Here is a 16,397-nt window from a genome sequence, read left to right as displayed (position 1 = left end):
GCCTTAAATGGCCCTTTTCCCTTTATTACTCGTTTACCGTGATTACTCGTTTACCGTTTTGCTTTGTGGCACCGTCTGCGTGCCCTGCTCGTTTGGCAATATTATATTCAGGATAATCGCCAGCATACCGCCTGTAGTTACCGCATGACCAAACAGGTTATTAATCAATAATGGAAACTGTTTAAGCACATCGGGGACCGCCTCTACGCCTAAACCAATTCCAAAAGAGATCGCAACAATCAGCATTTCTCGACGCCCCAGCGGCGATTGCGTCATCACCCGAATGCCTGCCGCAACCACACTACCAAACATCACCACTGTTGCCCCGCCTAAAACCGGCGATGGAATCTGCTGCAACAGCGAACCGATAGCCGGAAAAATGCCTAACAGCGCCAGCATCAGGCCCAGCACCATACCCACATAACGACTGGCAACCCCGGTCATCTGGATTACACCGTTATTCTGCGCAAAAGTAGTATTTGGAAACGCAGAAAACGTGGCCGCTAACAGGCAGCTGATGCCATCCGCCATAATTCCGCCTTGTAAACGCTGCTGAAATTGCGGTCCGACGATGGGCTGTTGCGACAACATACAGTTAGCGGTGAGATCCCCTACGGCTTCAATCACAGCGATCACCGAAACCAGCGCGATCGGGACAAAGATGGACCAGTTAAAATCAAAGCCGAACCTGAAGAAAGAAGGCATCACCAGCCAGGCGGTTCCGGCGGTAGGTTTGAGCTGCAAATGTCCAGTCAATGCTGCGGCCAGACAACCCACCCCGATACCGGCCACAACAGCAACCAGGCGCGCCCAGCGGTTACGCGCACGGTTTAAGGCAATAATCACCAGCAGCGTTAATGCTCCTAATGCCAGATTACCCGGCGCGCCAAAATCCTGGGCATTATGTCCTCCAGCCCAGTCGGTGATGCTGACTTTTATCAGGCTGATGCCAATCAGGGTAATCACCGTGCCGGTCACCACAGGCGTTAATACTTTACGCAACTGACCCACACAGCGACTTAACAGCATGGGGATCAGGGCCGCGACCAGGTTGCAGCCGAACAACATCGCCATAATCTCTTCCGGCGAGCCACCTCGCGCCTTAACCATCAGGCCGCCAGATAACATTACGCCAAGAAAAGCAAAGCTGGTGCCTTGCAGGCAAATCATACCGGCACCCACTCCGGCAAAACGACGCGCCTGGAGAAAAGTGCCCAGACCGGAAACCAGTAAGGACATGCTAATCAGATAAGGCGTGTAAGCCTGCAACCCCAGAACAGATCCAATGATCAACGGCGGCGTGATGATCCCTACCACGCTGGCAAGAGCATGCTGTAGCGCAGCAAAAAATGCAGCGACTGGACCGATACGGGCATCAAGCCCGTACAACAAACCTTTTTCATGGGATTGCGACATGATGGTGCTCCGGCAAAATATTTATTCATTCAACCAACGCATTTTCTGTGCCACCCATAGGATGAAACTGTCGAATCCCTTCCACACAATTGTTATTTAACAGGATTTAATTTTACGGAAGCAATAGTGATCCTGAAACTTTAGGTTCACCATTTAGCACAATGGTCCTTTTTGTTTCATCTTTGGGCGGTTTTTGCACGCTCAGAGTGCACCTCTGTGCTGAGTAATGAAGATACCTGTAGGTAAGAGGTGAGATCGCGTTGCTCAGGGCGAGGCAAATAAGGCAGTTCACCCAATAAAGGCGCGGCTATTTTCGTACGCAACACATCAATAATATCGGCATAGTGCGCCAGTCCGGGATTAATTCGATTCGCTACCCAGCCCAGAAGCGGCAACCCGTCGTGAACAATGCTTTCTGCCGTTAACAGCGCGTGGCTTATGCAACCTGACTGAATGCCCACCACCATAATCACCGGTAACTGTTGCTCAATTACCCACGCTGAAAGCGGACGTGCATCGTTCATCAGGCTGCGCCAGCCGCCGGTTCCTTCCACGACCACACGCCCGGCTTTCTGACGCAGGCGGTTTAAGCCCTGGGTTAGCTGCTCATAATCAATGACGTTATAGGGATGGAGGCAAATTTCTTCTTCTGCGAAAACCAGCGGGTTAATGGCTTCATAAGGAAGCTGGAGTGAAGATGCGTTTTGCAGAATCAGTGCATCTTTATTTCTCAGACCATTTTGTGTAGTAGCAGCGCAGCGTGCAACGGGCTTGTAACCCACCGCGCTCAGGTTCGCCTGGGTAAAACATTGCAGCAATGCACGCGATACGACGGTTTTTCCTACAGCCGTATCGGTGCCCGTGATAAATAGTGTTTCCACCTCATTCTCCTTCGGACTTGGTTTCATTCGACAATAAACCTTTGGTGCGAAGGCGCATTTTAAGTAAAGGGATAGGTAAGCAATTTGCGTTAGCGCAAAGTTCAGTCAGGCTTAACCTTGTAATAGCTTTACCAGCAGATGCCCGCTATAAAGCGCATCTTTAACCAACGCCGCGGCACCCAGGGTGCCTGGCTCCCGAAACTCAGTTGACGTAAGTTGTATACGGGCGCTGTATGCTGGCAGTGCCTGTTGATAAATGGTCCGGCTAACGGCCGGAAACAGGACGTCGGCGGCCTGATTAAGCGGAGAACCGATAAGAATTTGTTGTGGATTAAAGATATTAACCATCATTGCCAGCATGCGGCCAATATGTTGGCCAACGCTGACGATGGCATCATGTGACAGCCGATCGCCGGCTTGTGCCGCAGTGCAAAGTGATTCAAGTGTTAACGCCTGCTGATGCAACGCATTCTCCGGTTGTGATGCCAGTCGTTGCGCGACCAGCGTCAATAAGCTGCCAGTGCTGGCGACCGTTTCAAGACAACCATGATTCCCGCAGTAACATTGTTTGCCATCAGGATCGATTTGGGTATGGCCAATTTCAACCAATGCGCGACCGCTTTTATGTAGCAATTTGCCACCGCTAATCACGCCTGCCCCGACCGTTTCATCAATGACAATCTGGATCACATCCTGCGCGCCGCGCGAGGCGCCAAACAGCGATTCGGCTAGCGTCCAGGCAGAAATATCATGCTGAACGAAAACCGGTAATCCGGTACGCGCTGCCAGGGTGTCGCCCAGTGGCATATCCTGCACGTCATAGCCCGGCAAGCGATGTACCACGCCCGAGGCCGCATTAATTAAGCCGGGTAAGGTGATAGCAATTGCTGTCAAACGTTCCAGCTTTTGCTGGTGGCGGATAAAAAAAGCATCGACTTCTTTTATCAGGTAAGCCAGTAATGGCTGCTCTTGTGCAGCGGGTAACGGCCGACAATCTTCAACCAGTGAACGGCTGCTAAGATCGCGTAGTGTGATTGTCATCTCGCCGCGATGCAGGCGTATAGCTAAATAGTGCCAGGCTTCGGTATCCAGTATTAAACCAATCGCGGGTCGCCCACGACTGCCTGGCTCCTGAAACTCTGTTTCCTGTACCAAATGCGCTTCCAGCATTTCACGCACAATTTTTGTGATGCTGGCTGGCGCAAGCTGCGCTCGTTTGGAGAGTTCGATACGCGAGATGGGACCATAAAGGTCAATCAGTCGGTAAACGACGCCCGCATTGGTCTGCTTAATTTGGTCAATATGGCCAGGTTGACTGTCCAGATTCACACCCTGCCCCCGGTTATTTTCGAGCTTCTAAATAAACATGAGATATGGTGAGGCAGATTACGCAGAAGCGTCAAATATTTGACTGGAAATGTGATTTATCGCACATAAACCTTTGGGAACGCAGAATTAATTTGCTGAACCCCGCCCCAGAAGCTGCATCATTCTATCCATCTGTGCATTTATTTCCCGCTCTCCCGACCAGACTAACCACAGCTCTGATAACGCATCACTTTCTTCCAGCGGCAACCAGATAACATCGGCCAGTCGTGCCCGGCGAAAGGAGGCGGGCAATATCGACACGCCCAATCCGGTTGCTACTAAACCCAAAATCGTCATTGCTTCGCCCACTTCCTGAGTAATGTAGGGCTTGATCTGGTAGCGATGCAGCAGTGCCAAAATTTCACTGTAAAGCGCGGTGCCGCCCAGCGGATCGAAAAAAACAAAAGGCTCAGCCGCCAGATCGCGAACCGAAATTTTTTCCGCATCAGCTAAGGGATGAGCCCAGTGCACTACCGCATAAAGCGGCTCACTGAGTAACAGCTGATGGCGCAAATCGGCTGGTAGCGGGGTATTACGCATGATCCCCAGGTCGAGGCGGCCATCGTGCAGCGGCGCCAGTTGCTGACGCGTGTTAATTTCCTGCATTTGAATATGCACGCTCGGCCAGCGCTGGCGAAACTGATACAACGCGTCAGAAAGCACTCCCGTAAACGGGGCGGATGAGGTAAAACCGATGCGTAATTCCCCTTCTTCACCACGATGCAATCGCGCTGCGCGCGCTGCTGCCTGCTCCACCTGCAACAAAATGACGCGCGCGTCTTGCAATAGCTGCTGCCCGGCGGCGGTTAGCTGCACGCTGCGATTGGTGCGATTGAACAGCTGCGCCCCCGTTTCGGCCTCCAGCTGTATGATTTGCTGACTAAGCGGCGGCTGCGAAATATTTAAGCGCTGAGCGGCACGTCCAAAATGCAACTCTTCTGCCACCGCAACAAAGTAACGAAGATGACGAAGCTCAATATTCATATTTAATACGTCTTATTTGAGATTATTAATATATTAGACAACCTAATCCAGCTTTTCTAGAGTGAGCATCTATTACTAAAAATGAGGAAATTCCGTGAGTCGCTCTTCCCAGGCTGTGATACTCAATGATGACGAGCTATCCCCTTCGCCTGATCCCACGTCGTCGTCAGGCTGGATTGAACGGGGAACGCCGCAATTTATGCGCGTCACCCTGGCGCTGTTTTCTGCCGGTCTTGCCACCTTTGCGCTGCTTTATTGTGTTCAGCCTATTCTGCCTGTCTTATCACAACAGTTCGGTGTATCACCGGCGGCAAGCAGCATTTCGCTCTCTATTTCTACCGGGCTGATGGCGTTGGGTTTACTGATAACCGGCCCGCTTTCCGATGCCATTGGTCGAAAATCGGTAATGGTTACAGCCCTGATGCTCGCGGCGATTTGTACGCTGATTTCGGCGTGTATGACCAGCTGGCACGGGATTTTATTAATGCGTGCGCTGATTGGTCTGTCTCTGAGCGGTGTAGCCGCAGTCGGGATGACCTACCTGAGCGAAGAAATCCATCCTGGTATGATCGCTTTTTCAATGGGCCTGTACATCAGCGGGAATTCAATTGGCGGGATGAGCGGCCGCTTGCTTAGCGGCGTAATCACGGACTTCTTTAACTGGCGCATTGCGATTGCGGTGATCGGCTGCTTCGCGTTGGCATCGGCCTTAATGTTCTGGAAAATTCTACCGGCATCGCGCCATTTTCGTCCTGCTTCGCTTCGGCCACGCAGCCTGTTTATCAATTTTCGCCTGCACTGGCGCGATCAGGGTTTACCGCTGCTGTTTGCCGAAGGCTTTTTGCTTATGGGGGCGTTCGTCACTTTATTCAATTATATTGGCTATCGACTGTTAGGCGCGCCCTGGCACCTCAGCCAGGCGGTGGTCGGCTTGTTGTCGCTCGTTTATCTGACGGGATCGTGGAGCTCACCGAAAGCCGGTGCGCTTACCAGTAAGTTGGGTCGTGGTCCGGTCATGTTGGGCGCAACCGCAATCATGCTGACCGGCCTGCTTATTACCTCTTTTAATTCGATATGGCTGATTTTTGTTGGAATGATGCTATTCACGGCCGGTTTTTTTGGCGCTCACTCAGTCGCCAGCGGCTGGATTGGGCCTCGCGCCCGGCGGGCAAAAGGCCAGGCTTCATCGCTCTATCTTTTTAGCTACTATGTCGGTTCCAGCGTGGCCGGAACCCTGGGCGGCGTGTTCTGGCACAGCTACGGCTGGGCAGGCATTACGCTATTTATCGCTGCGCTGCTGCTGCTCGCATTGCTGGTGGCCTGGCGTTTGCAGTGCCGCAAACTGTAGCTAAATTAATCATTTTTCCGAGGGCGCATCCGCGCCCTTTTTTATGCCCAGCCAATAAGTCACCTGTTTATCAGGACCATGCAAAACAAAACCCTCATTTCCCGCTATAATCGTTTCCATTCCAACGATAAATGTAATTTTTATTTTTCACAGCAATGAGGTGTCTATGGCTACTTACTATTACGTAAATAAACAGGCGGGTTATAACGATAATCACGTCGTTCATGCTTACGGATGTAAATACCAGCCATCCCTGCAAGACAGGTTGTTTTTAGGGAGTTTCTATACCCCGACAGCAGCGATTCAGCAAGCACGAAAATATTATCCCGGCGCGTTGGGCTGCGATAACTGTTGCCCGGTCACGGTAAAAAAAAACCTGAACGTCCAGTATAGCGTGGGCCTAAAGCATATGGTCAGCCTCTGATAATCGCCTGCCCGCCGCGGCAGACAAAAAGCGCGGCCGCTGCGTCAATTTGTTAAGTAGTTTTCGTATTTTCCGTTATGTTAGCCACTTTGATACGTTTTATCTGAGATTAATATGCGGGGAAAATTTGCGGCTTCACAGATTGCGCTACACTGGCTCACGTTCTTGTTGATAGTGGTTGCGTATTCCGCCATTGAGTTACGTGGTTTTGCTCAGCGCGGATCCTGGCAGGGCTACGCACTGATCATCACACATTTCAGCGCCGGGGCAACGGTGCTGGTCCTGATGCTGGCCCGGCTGCTTTTACGCATACGCCATCGCACGCCTGAAATTCTGTCCTCTGCGCCGCGCTGGCAAACGGGTCTGGCACATCTGATCCATACGCTGATGTATGCATTGTTTATTACCCTGCCCGTTTTAGGGCTGACTTCACGCTATCTGCGTGGCCGTGACTGGTGGTTATTCGGCGTTTCCATGCCGGTAGCCAGCGAGCCCCGTTTCGATCTGTCTGATACCCTGACCGACTGGCATGAAACGCTGGCGCCGCTGGGTTACTGGCTGGTGGGACTGCATGCCGTCGCGGCGCTGTTTCATCACTATTTTCTGAAAGACAACACGCTGCTGCGTATGATGCCTCGCCCCCGTCGCGATCAATAACCCCAGGCTATCGCCCTTGATGAGGGCGATAACAATTATTCAGCAATAAAACCGTGCTTTGAGGTTTCGCAATCGGCTTTCTTCATCCACAATAGTCACATATTTGTGATGCACGTCACTTTCGCTGGATGCCCGATGTCATCCAATTTCGCTGTTCTGACTAATTGACTCTTCATGCAATCAACTACTGTTTCCCGTAAAACGGCCTGGCTGCGCGTGGTGCTGCTGGCAATTGCCGCGTTTGTATTTAACACCACTGAATTTGTGCCTGTTGGCCTGTTATCCGATATTGCCGCTGACTTTTCGATGAAAACCGCTGATGTCGGCATTATGCTGACGATTTACGCATGGGTTGTCGCGCTGCTCTCACTACCGCTGATGCTACTGACGCGGAACGTCGAACGGCGTTTGTTGCTGGCGATCCTGTTCCTGATCTTCATCGGCAGCCATATACTTTCAACCTTTGCCTGGGACTTTAACTCGCTGATCGTCTCACGTATCGGCATTGCTTTGTCGCATGCGGTGTTTTGGTCGATTACTGCTTCACTGGCGATACGTGTCGCGCCGGCAGGGAAAAAAACACAGGCACTGAGTATGCTGGCGACCGGCACCGCTTTAGCCATGGTTTTAGGCGTGCCAATTGGCCGCGTGGTTGGGCAATATCTTGACTGGCGTACCACCTTTGGCATGATCGGACTCTCTGCCTTAGTCCTGATGATTATGCTGGCGCGCATTCTGCCGCGTTTACCGAGTGAACATACCGGCTCGCTCAGCAGCGTCCCGATGCTGTTCCGGCGCCCCGCGCTGGTTAGCATGTATTTGCTGGTGACGCTGGTTGTCACGGCGCATTACACTGCATACAGCTATATCGAACCTTTTATGCAGGTAGTGGCGAATTCCGGTGAAAACTTCACTACGCTGCTGCTATTGCTGTTTGGCTCGGCGGGGATATTAGGCAGTCTCCTGTTTAGTTCGCTGGGTAACAAATTTCCCTCTGCGCTGTTAATCGCGGCTATCGCCTTAATCACTCTGTGCATGGGATTATTGATTTTCGCTGCGGTTCGTCCTGCCACCATCTCAACGCTTTGCGTCATTTGGGGCATGTCAATGATGATGATTGGTCTGGCTATGCAGGTGCGGGTGTTATCGCTGGCGCCGGACGCAACAGACGTTGCGATGTCATTGATGTCAGGAATTTATAATATTGGCATTGGCGCGGGCGCGTTACTGGGGAACCAGGTCAGCGTGCATATGAAAATGGCTGATGTGGGTAATGTAGGCGGAATCATTGGCCTGGTTGCATTGCTGTGGTGTGTTTATATCTTCCGTCGTTATCCTCAGTTACGCTCTAACGGCTAAGAAAAAAGGCTTCAGATAAGTCGCCTTATCTGAAGCCTGCTTAATCAACTACTTATAAATAACTGCGGTGCCATGTAGGTTGTTGCTGCCAGAGGTCGAAGTGATGCGGAAAGACTTTGCGCCTGCATCGCTGGCCTTATCTGACAATTGCTGTTCCAGTGAGGTCAAATTGGTACTGCCGGTGGCGCTAATCACGCCGATTTTTTGTTGATCCATCGGTGCTTCACGAACTTCTTGCGCAGCCAGTGATGCAAATGAAACGCTGCTTAGCGCGAACGCCAGCACAGCAATGTTCAAACTTTTCATAACGAACCCCTTCTTAACTTTTCAATTACTGATAAATCACGGCGGTGCCGTGTAATTTGTTCTGACCGGTTGTTGAGGTGATGCGGAATGATTTCGCACCTGCAGCCTCCGCTTTCGCATTCAGCTGTGCTTCGATTGAATCCAGGCTGCTGCCCCCCTGAGCTGAAATGGTGCCAATTTTTTGTTGATTCAGCGGATCGCTGGAGACTTGTTCTGCGGCAAAAGCGCCAAATGTCAGGGAAGAAAGCGCAACGGCGGCCAGCGTGATTTTGATACTTTTCATAATTTACTCACTTATAAATCAGGTTTTAGAATCGGCGTCGAAAATTAATTAACGAACGTTAAATAAATGATAGAGCTGAACCCCAGGCATCGTCAATATTTTTTTAACGAACGTTATTTTAATAAAAATCGTGTAAGCGCTGGATTTATCGCCCTTTTTACTTTAACCACAGGAGCGAATGGCTTGTGGTAACGCACAAATTGCCAATGCACCTACGTCACACTGGCAGACCGCCTTGCATATTTATTTAATGATCGGTAATTTAATGAGGTGTTTTCACAGCAGAGAGGATGTATGAGCCAGCTACCAGATGGTGATGTGAAGAAATGTCGGGGCCGCCCAAAAGTGTTTGACCGCGAAGCTGCACTGGATAAAGCACTGACACTTTTCTGGACACATGGCTACGAAGGCACATCGCTGGCGGATTTAGTTGCCGCGACGGGCGCAAAAGCACCTACGCTCTATGCTGAGTTTGTTAATAAAGAGGGCCTGTTCAGAGCAGCGATGGAGCGCTATATAGAAAAATTCAGCGCTTACCGTGAAGCTGCACTTAACGATGACAAACTGCCGGTTGATAAAGCGATTGAAGGCTATTTTCGTGCTACTGCCGCCTGCTTTACCGATCGGAATTCACCTTCAGGTTGCTTTTTCATTTGTACCTCAACAGCTCTGTCTGCATCGTCGAGTGAGATCGCAACGATGCTGCAACAGCAGCACCAGTCACAGGAAATGACGTTAAGAGGTTTTTTAACCGCTCGCAGGCAGCGCCACGAATTAGCCCCTACGGTGAATATTGACGCCCTTTCACGTTATCTCGCCTGTATGCTGCAAGGCATGTCGGTGCGCGCCCGCGAAGGCGCATCGCGCGAAGACTTAGACAGCATTATCGATACGCTTATGGCGATGTGGCCAACGTTGACTGGATTATGTCAGCAGAAAGTTTAAAAACAGGGCGGATATACCGCCCTGTTTTTTGTGCACAGGAACCCCCAGCCAGGCCGAGGGTTTCGTAAAGTTTTCAGCGATAAGTCAGTTATAAAAACCCCTTTTGATTTGTTAAAACTACCTTGCGGCCTGGCAACTGCAAAAGTTAGACAAGAAACCAAAAGGGAGTCCCAATGGGGGACGAAAAGAGCTTAGCGCGCACCCGATGGAACTGTAAATATCATGTAGTTTTTGCGCCGAAAAGTTTGGGGATTTAAAGTACAAATACAGGAATCGAGAGTTCTGGTGCCGGGGTATTAGGTAGATACGGTGGGGAAAAACACTTCGAAGATACAGGAGTACATAAGGCACCAGCTGGAACAGGACAAGCTGGGAGAGCAGCTCTATCGATTCCGTATCCGGGCAGTCCGTTTACGGGCCGTAAATAACGAATCCGGATGCAGATGTCAGGTCGTAATGCGCCTGTCAGGGTGCGGCTGGTAACAGAGCCTTACAGGTGCATTTGAAAAACCTCCGGCTATGCCGGAGGATATTTATGACTAAAGGAATCACTCAAGGAAAAAGAGTGGCTTTAGCGCCTGACTGACCGGACTATTGTCTGGATTTGATGGCATCAGATCTTTCATTGACGCCCACCAGCGCTGACAAACTTCCGTCTGCGCTACCGCATTCCAGCGTTCTTCCGACTCAATTTCCACGCTGGCAAAAAGCAAATTACGATCGGCATCCAGCCAGATAGCGTAATTGTGCGCACCGTGTGCTTTCAGCGTCTGTTCCAGTGCTGGCCAGATGGGAGAATGACGACGCTCGTACTCAGCGTGGCAATTCCCATGCACCTGCATAACAAAGGCTCTACGCAGCATTAGCTGGCCCCACGTCTAACGCTGCCTGCCATGGCGTTACGCCAAAACGCTCACCCAGCGCCATCAGTTGTTCAGTGGTAATGCTTTGACGGATGCCGCCCATCGACAACACTTTCACAATCACCTCTGACGATTTTTCAGCGGTGTCGATCAGGCCAAAGGCTTCGTCGAGCGTCGGGCCAGTACCGAAAATGCCGTGGAAAGGCCACATTACCAGCGTATGTGATGCCATTTGTTCTGCGGTCGCGGCCCCGATGCCATCTGTGCCGGGCACCATCCACGGCAAAATGCCGACGCCATCCGGGAATACCACTAAACATTCAGTGCTGCCTTCCCATAACAAACGGGTAAAGCGTGCAGAATCCAGCTCAACCACATAGCTCAGCGCCATGAAATTGGTGGCGTGGCAGTGCATGATGACGCGATCGGCACCATTACTGACCGCTTTGCGTACGTAATGCGACTGAAAATGCGATGCCAGTTCCGACGTAGGCAGTCCGCCATTGATTAAGCCCCAGTGAATTTTATACGAAAGACCTTTGTCATCGACCTGCAGCAGAACCAGAGAATCAGCCGGATCGAGTTGTACATTACGGAAAAACTTGCCGGAACCGGTGACTAAAAACCAGCAGTTGGCCAGCGCTGGTGCGGGTTGCGTCAGCTCAATGCAGCGTGGTTCGGCATAGAAATCTGCGGCAAAAGGCTTCACCTCCTCTTCCAGCAAACGCAAGCTGACGTTCCCACCGTTGCGCTCATCCCAGCCTTTCAACCACATATCACTGGTGGCTTTAACCATTCCTTTAACAAACCAGGAAGAAAGAATGCTTTGCATAGTGAATCCTTAACGTTGACTCAGAATTTGTTGTTCGTAATGGCGCACATCACTTAACCAGCTGGCATCTGCCGGGACATCGTGGCGCAAACACCAGGCTTCCCACACGGCCTGCCACGGCAGAGATTTTTGCTCCTCCAGCAGCGCCAGGCGCGCGGTGTAATCGCCTTCCGCTTCGATCTTACGCAGGCGATCCGTTGGCTCCAGCAAGGCGCGCAGTAAGGCTTTTTTCGCATTGCGTGTACCAATAACCCACGCCGCGATGCGGTTGATGGAAGCATCAAAGAAGTCGAGGCCAATGTGAACCTTATCGAACAGTTGATGGCGCACGATTTCGCTGGCAATCGCCTGCGTTTCATCATCAAGCAGCACAACGTGATCGCTGTCCCAACGCACTGGACGACTAACGTGCGGCAGCAGGCGTGGCACATAGAGCATGGCGGCGGAAATTTTGTCAGAGATGACTTCCGTTGGATGGAAATGACCGGCATCTAGCGTCAGCGCAGTCTGGCGACTGCTGGCGTAGCCCAGGAAAAACTCACTGGAACCCACGGTGTAACTTTCAGCGCCAATGCCAAACAGCTTACTTTCCACTGCATCAATGTGATGCGCAGGGTTTAACTTCTCGGCGATAACCTCATCCAGTGCGCTCAGCAGTCGCTGACGCGGTGCCATACGATCAACCGTGATATCTTTCATGCCATCAGGTACCCAGATGTTCATCACCGACGGTGTACCAAGCTGTTCGCCGAAATAAGCGGAGACGTGACGGCTGGCTTTACAGTGATCGATCCAGAACTGACGAATGTTTTTGTCAGCATGCGACAGCGTGAAGCCGTCGGCACTCAGCGGATGCGAAAAACAGCTTGGGTTGAAGTCGAGTCCCAGACCGTTTTGCTTTGCCCACTCTACCCAGTTGGCGAAATGCTTAGGTTCAATCGCATCACGCTCAACAGGTTGATCGCTTTCAAGATAGATGGCGTGCAGATTGAGGCGCCTGGGGCCTGGGATTAATGACAAGGCTTTATCGAGATCGGCGCGCAGTTCTTCTGCATTACGGGCGCGGCCTGGGTAGTTACCGGTTGCCTAGATTCCCCCCGTCAACGTACCTTGCGGGTTTTCAAATCCACGTACATCATCACCCTGCCAGCAGTGCATAGACACAGGCACGCTGTCCAGACGCTGAATGGCTTGTTCAACATCGACTCCTGTTTCAGCGTAACGTTGTTTCGCCAGTTCAAAGGCTTGTTCAATCAGCTTAGTCATAAGCAAGTTCCTTAGCAGGTTGACTCAGCGCCGTGAAGCGTGCCTGACAGGCAGCAAAGGCGCTGTTAGTTTGCGGTTCAAATTTTTCTAACGGGAAGTTGTCTGCCACGCAGCGGCGGAAATCTGCCACGTCGGTGAATTCACCCAGCGCAATAAGCTGGCAACCAATATTGCCTAGCGTTGAGGCTTCTACCGGCCCAGCCAGCAGCGGAATCTGGCAGGCATCGGCACACAGCTGGTTAAGGAAATGGTTTTGGCAGCCGCCGCCAACCACATGCAGTTGGCTGAAGGGTTTGCCGCGCAGCGCCGCAAGTTCGTTAATCACCTCACGGTAAAGCAATGCCAGGCTGTCAAAAATGCAGCGCGCTAAGGCAGCCGCTGATTGCGGCACCGGCATGCCCTGCTCGGCGCAGGCATTTTGGATTTCACCGACCATGCTGTCGGGATTGATAAATCGCGAATCGTTGGGGTTAATCAGCGAACGACACGCAGGCTCATGCGTTGTATCAGCAATTAAGGCACACAGGTCGTCGATATTCAGCTCTCTACAAACACGTTGCAGCAGCCACAGCCCCATGATGTTTTTTAATACGCGATAGCCCTCTGCACCGCCCTCATTGGTCACATTGGCGCGCAGCGCGGTTTCAGAGGCATAAGGTTGTAAACTTTCGAATCCCATCAGTGACCAGGTGCCTGAACTTAGATAGGCGGCATCGTCCTGTATCAGCGGCGTCGCTAACACCGCGCTGGCGGTATCATGCGTGGCGACAGCTATCACCGGAACCTGTACGCCAGTGGCGCTTTGCCAGTGACCCACGGTATTACCTGGCGCCTGCGGCTTGCCAAACCATTTGGCATCGACACCCGCCCAGGCCAGCAGATCAGCATCCCACTCACCGCTCTCAATATTGAGCATCTGCGTCGTGGTGGCGTTGGTATATTCCCAGTTCATGTTGCCGGTCAGGCAATAATGCAGGTAATCCGGCACCATCAAGGCATGCGCCACGCGAGCCTGCCAGTCGGGCTGCATTTGATGCAGCGCCCGCATTTGATACAGGGTATTAAAAGGAAGAAACTGAATGCCGGTGCGGCTATAAATGGCGTTTTTGCCTAAATCCCGCAGCGCCTGTTCCATTACGCCGTGGGTCCGTGCATCACGATAACTGACGGCTTCGCCGACGCGCTTGCCCTGAGCGTCGAGCAACACCATATCTACGCCCCAGGTATCGACCCCAATACTGTCTGCCACTGTTTCTTCAGCATCAAGCTGCGCCAGACCTGCGCGAATCTCCTGCTCTAGTTGTTCAACATCCCAGCAGTCGTAACCGACACGGCGCTGACGCTGATTGGCGAAGCGACGCACTTCCCGCAGGCTGAGATGGCGGACTGCTGCATCCCATTGCGCGAGCATTACCCGTCCGCTGGAAGCGCCTAAATCTACGGCAACGATATTTCGCTTACTCATGGCGTGTTATTCCTGTGATTTGACGATCACAGAGTAGGAACCTTGCAGTTTTGCCACCTTCCCCATACTGCCAGTGAGCCATTGTCGCTGGCAGACTTGCAAAGAAGTTCGTGAGAGAGATCACAGAGGCAGCAAGGAACGAGATGTGACCTTCGCCGCAATTCTGTTATCTGCTGGGAATTTCTTGAATAAACAGCATGATTCCTGCTGAGTTAAGATAAAAATTCAAGGTAAGGTGCGGGCGGCCTGTTTAGACTCGGTTACAGTTTTGTTAACAGTAACAAGAGGCGATCATGACCATTCTACACAGTGCTGATTTTTTCCCGGAAGGCGATTACGCGATTGCTATTGAGCCTCGCGTACCGCAGCAGGCCTTTCCTGAACATCATCATGATTTTCATGAAATAGTATTAGTAGAACAGGGGTCGGGAATTCATGTGTTTAATGGCCAGCCGCAAACGCTCTGTGCCGGTTGCGTCTGCTTTGTGCGCGATCACGATCGCCATCTTTATGAACAAACAGCGAATCTTTGTCTGACCAATGTGCTTTATCGCAGCCCTGATGCGTTTCGCTTTCTGTCAGGGTTGCAGGCGCTGCTGCCTGTGGATGATGAAGGCCAGCATGCCTCGCACTGGCGCATCAATCACAAAGTGATGGCTCAGGCGCTGAATGTGGTTAGCCAGATGCGGCAGGATGATGCGTGGTCGCTGGAAAAACAGGCGCGTCAGGAACAGCTGTTTTTACAATTACTGGTTTTATTACGTGAGACCTGTCGCAATGAGCAGGCTCAGGATCAGGAAGCGCGGTTACACCGATTGCTTGACTGGCTGAATGAGCATTACAGTGATGATATTGTCTGGGAGGCGCTGGCAGATCAGTTTTCGCTGTCGCTACGCACGCTGCATCGACAGATGAAGCAGCAAACCGGCAGTACGCCGCAGCGCTATCTCAACCGGTTACGCCTGCTGCAGGCGCGTCATCTCTTGCGGCACAGTGACATGCGTATTACCGATATCGCTTTTCAGTGCGGTTTCGGTGACAGCAACCATTTTTCTACCCTGTTCAGGCGCGAATTTGGCTGCGCTCCACGCGCGGAGCGCCAACAAATATTGTAAAGGAGTCAACCATGACGTTGATACTCAGTCGAGAGGATTACTTTCCCGCCGCCAGTTTACCGGTGGCGGTGGCCGAACGTATGCCTCAACCCTCTTTTCCGCCTCATCGACATGAGTTCAGCGAGATTGTTATCGTCTGGCGCGGTAATGGCCTGCATATCCTCAACGATCGCCCCTGGCTAATCACCTGCGGCGACGTCTTTTATATTCGCGATAATGACTGCCACAGTTACGATAGCGTCAACGACCTGGTGCTGGATAATATCCTGTACTGTCGCGACCGCTTTGGTCTCGGGCTGGAGTGGAATCAACTGCTACCACCGCAAGGCGATGATGAGCCCGCTGCTGGCGCTTAACGACGCGCGGTATGGCGTTAGCGCGCAGCGTGATTACCCAGCTTGAGCGTGAAAGCCGCAAAACCGATCCGCTTTCGATACAGTTATCTGAAGCATTATTCCTGCAACTGGCGTTGATTTTACGTCGTCATGGTTATGCAGCCGATCGCCCGTGGGCACTGCCTGAAGGCGAACAGCTCGACTTGCTGATGTCAGCCTTACAAGGCGCGATTGCTCGTCCTTTCGATCTGGCGCTATTTTGTCAGCAAAATCAACTAAATGAACGCGCGCTTAAACAGCTTTTTCGCCAGCAAACCGGTATGACCGTTGGTCATTACCTGCGTCAGTTGCAACTCTGCCAGGCGAAATATCTGTTACGTACTCAGGATTGTCTGATTGGAGAAGTCGCTGCCCGCTGTGGCTTTGATGACAGCAACTATTTTTCGGTGGTGTTTACCCGGGATACAGGTCTGACGCCCAGTGCCTGGCGCCAGCGTTTCTTTGCACCTCGTCCCGCCAGTCAAACCACCGATATGGCAAAACCGTAAAG

General features: G+C 51.9%; 15 protein-coding genes and 3 pseudogenes. 8 read left to right on the top strand and 10 right to left on the bottom strand.

The window, feature by feature from the left end; translation table 11 throughout:
• Positions 1–42: 42 nt before the first annotated feature.
• The 4 genes from QRY16_RS01465 to QRY16_RS01450 form a co-directional block, all read right to left on the bottom strand.
• The gene (locus QRY16_RS01465; protein ID WP_289775387.1) at positions 43–1,416 is read right to left on the bottom strand and encodes a nucleobase:cation symporter-2 family protein; all 1,374 of its coding nucleotides are present in this window, start codon (positions 1,414–1,416) and stop codon (positions 43–45) included.
• 176 nt (positions 1,417–1,592) lie between these two features.
• Positions 1,593–2,297 carry a dethiobiotin synthase gene (gene bioD, locus QRY16_RS01460; RefSeq protein ID WP_289775386.1) on the bottom strand — a complete coding sequence of 235 codons (705 nt, stop codon included), beginning with the start codon at positions 2,295–2,297 and terminating at the stop codon, positions 1,593–1,595.
• 111 nt (positions 2,298–2,408) lie between these two features.
• Complete coding sequence (gene mlc / locus QRY16_RS01455) at positions 2,409–3,626, bottom strand: sugar metabolism global transcriptional regulator Mlc (protein ID WP_289775385.1); 1,218 nt, start codon at positions 3,624–3,626, stop codon at positions 2,409–2,411.
• Between the two features lie 126 nt (positions 3,627–3,752).
• Positions 3,753–4,649, bottom strand: coding sequence for a LysR family transcriptional regulator (locus QRY16_RS01450; protein ID WP_289775384.1), 897 nt, complete (start codon positions 4,647–4,649; stop codon positions 3,753–3,755).
• 94 nt (positions 4,650–4,743) lie between these two features.
• Here QRY16_RS01450 and QRY16_RS01445 point away from each other — a divergent pair, with 94 nt between their 5' ends.
• The 4 genes from QRY16_RS01445 (at position 4,744) to QRY16_RS01430 (ending at position 8,437) form a co-directional block, all read left to right on the top strand.
• Positions 4,744–5,997 carry a multidrug efflux MFS transporter YnfM/SxtP(Kp) gene (locus QRY16_RS01445; RefSeq protein ID WP_289775383.1) on the top strand — a complete coding sequence of 418 codons (1,254 nt, stop codon included), beginning with the start codon at positions 4,744–4,746 and terminating at the stop codon, positions 5,995–5,997.
• A 166-nt stretch (positions 5,998–6,163) separates the two neighbouring features.
• The gene (locus QRY16_RS01440) at positions 6,164–6,421 is read left to right on the top strand and encodes a hypothetical protein (protein ID WP_289775382.1); all 258 of its coding nucleotides are present in this window, start codon (positions 6,164–6,166) and stop codon (positions 6,419–6,421) included.
• A 114-nt stretch (positions 6,422–6,535) separates the two neighbouring features.
• A complete protein-coding gene (gene cybB, locus QRY16_RS01435) occupies positions 6,536–7,078 on the top strand; it encodes a cytochrome b561 (RefSeq protein WP_289775381.1) in 543 nt (180 codons plus the stop codon).
• 174 nt (positions 7,079–7,252) lie between these two features.
• Positions 7,253–8,437, top strand: a complete 1,185-nt coding sequence (locus QRY16_RS01430) for a sugar transporter (protein WP_289775380.1) — start codon at positions 7,253–7,255, stop codon at positions 8,435–8,437.
• A gap of 48 nt (positions 8,438–8,485) precedes the next feature.
• On the opposite strand, the gene bhsA (QRY16_RS01425) is transcribed toward QRY16_RS01430, so the two are convergent.
• Together bhsA (QRY16_RS01425) and bhsA (QRY16_RS01420) are read right to left on the bottom strand one after the other, a co-directional pair.
• Positions 8,486–8,743, bottom strand: a complete 258-nt coding sequence (gene bhsA, locus QRY16_RS01425; RefSeq protein ID WP_289775379.1) for a multiple stress resistance protein BhsA — start codon at positions 8,741–8,743, stop codon at positions 8,486–8,488.
• A gap of 25 nt (positions 8,744–8,768) precedes the next feature.
• Entirely contained in the window at positions 8,769–9,026 is a 258-nt protein-coding gene (gene bhsA, locus QRY16_RS01420) for a multiple stress resistance protein BhsA (RefSeq protein ID WP_193404179.1), read from the bottom strand.
• 294 nt (positions 9,027–9,320) lie between these two features.
• Between bhsA (QRY16_RS01420) and QRY16_RS01415 the strand changes: the two genes are divergently transcribed.
• On the top strand, positions 9,321–9,971 hold the full coding sequence (locus QRY16_RS01415; protein ID WP_289775378.1) for a TetR/AcrR family transcriptional regulator: 651 nt from the start codon (positions 9,321–9,323) through the stop codon (positions 9,969–9,971).
• A gap of 173 nt (positions 9,972–10,144) precedes the next feature.
• Positions 10,145–10,399: pseudogene (locus QRY16_RS01410) on the top strand (transposase).
• Between the two features lie 120 nt (positions 10,400–10,519).
• Here QRY16_RS01410 and rhaM read toward each other — a convergent pair.
• From rhaM to rhaB, 4 genes and pseudogenes are all read right to left on the bottom strand, one after another.
• Positions 10,520–10,834 carry an L-rhamnose mutarotase gene (gene rhaM / locus QRY16_RS01405; RefSeq protein WP_193404181.1) on the bottom strand — a complete coding sequence of 105 codons (315 nt, stop codon included), beginning with the start codon at positions 10,832–10,834 and terminating at the stop codon, positions 10,520–10,522.
• A complete protein-coding gene (gene rhaD, locus QRY16_RS01400) occupies positions 10,824–11,666 on the bottom strand; it encodes a rhamnulose-1-phosphate aldolase (protein ID WP_289775377.1) in 843 nt (280 codons plus the stop codon). The genes rhaM and rhaD overlap by 11 nt, the downstream gene beginning before the upstream one ends.
• A 9-nt stretch (positions 11,667–11,675) precedes the next feature.
• A pseudogene (locus QRY16_RS01395) lies at positions 11,676–12,932 on the bottom strand (L-rhamnose isomerase).
• Positions 12,925–14,397 carry a rhamnulokinase gene (rhaB, locus tag QRY16_RS01390; RefSeq protein ID WP_289775376.1) on the bottom strand — a complete coding sequence of 491 codons (1,473 nt, stop codon included), beginning with the start codon at positions 14,395–14,397 and terminating at the stop codon, positions 12,925–12,927. The pseudogene QRY16_RS01395 and the gene rhaB overlap by 8 nt, the downstream one beginning before the upstream one ends.
• 293 nt (positions 14,398–14,690) lie before the next feature.
• Here rhaB and rhaS point away from each other — a divergent pair, with 293 nt between their 5' ends.
• A complete protein-coding gene (rhaS, locus tag QRY16_RS01385) occupies positions 14,691–15,512 on the top strand; it encodes an HTH-type transcriptional activator RhaS (RefSeq protein ID WP_289775375.1) in 822 nt (273 codons plus the stop codon).
• An 11-nt stretch (positions 15,513–15,523) separates the two neighbouring features.
• Positions 15,524–16,395, top strand: a pseudogene (gene rhaR / locus QRY16_RS01380) (HTH-type transcriptional activator RhaR).
• Positions 16,396–16,397 lie beyond the last annotated feature (2 nt).

Origin of the sequence: Mixta mediterraneensis (assembly GCF_030283135.1) — a bacterium.
Taxonomy (GTDB): Bacteria; Pseudomonadota; Gammaproteobacteria; order Enterobacterales; family Enterobacteriaceae; genus Pantoea; species Pantoea mediterraneensis.
This window is presented reverse-complemented; position numbering and strand designations above follow the sequence as displayed.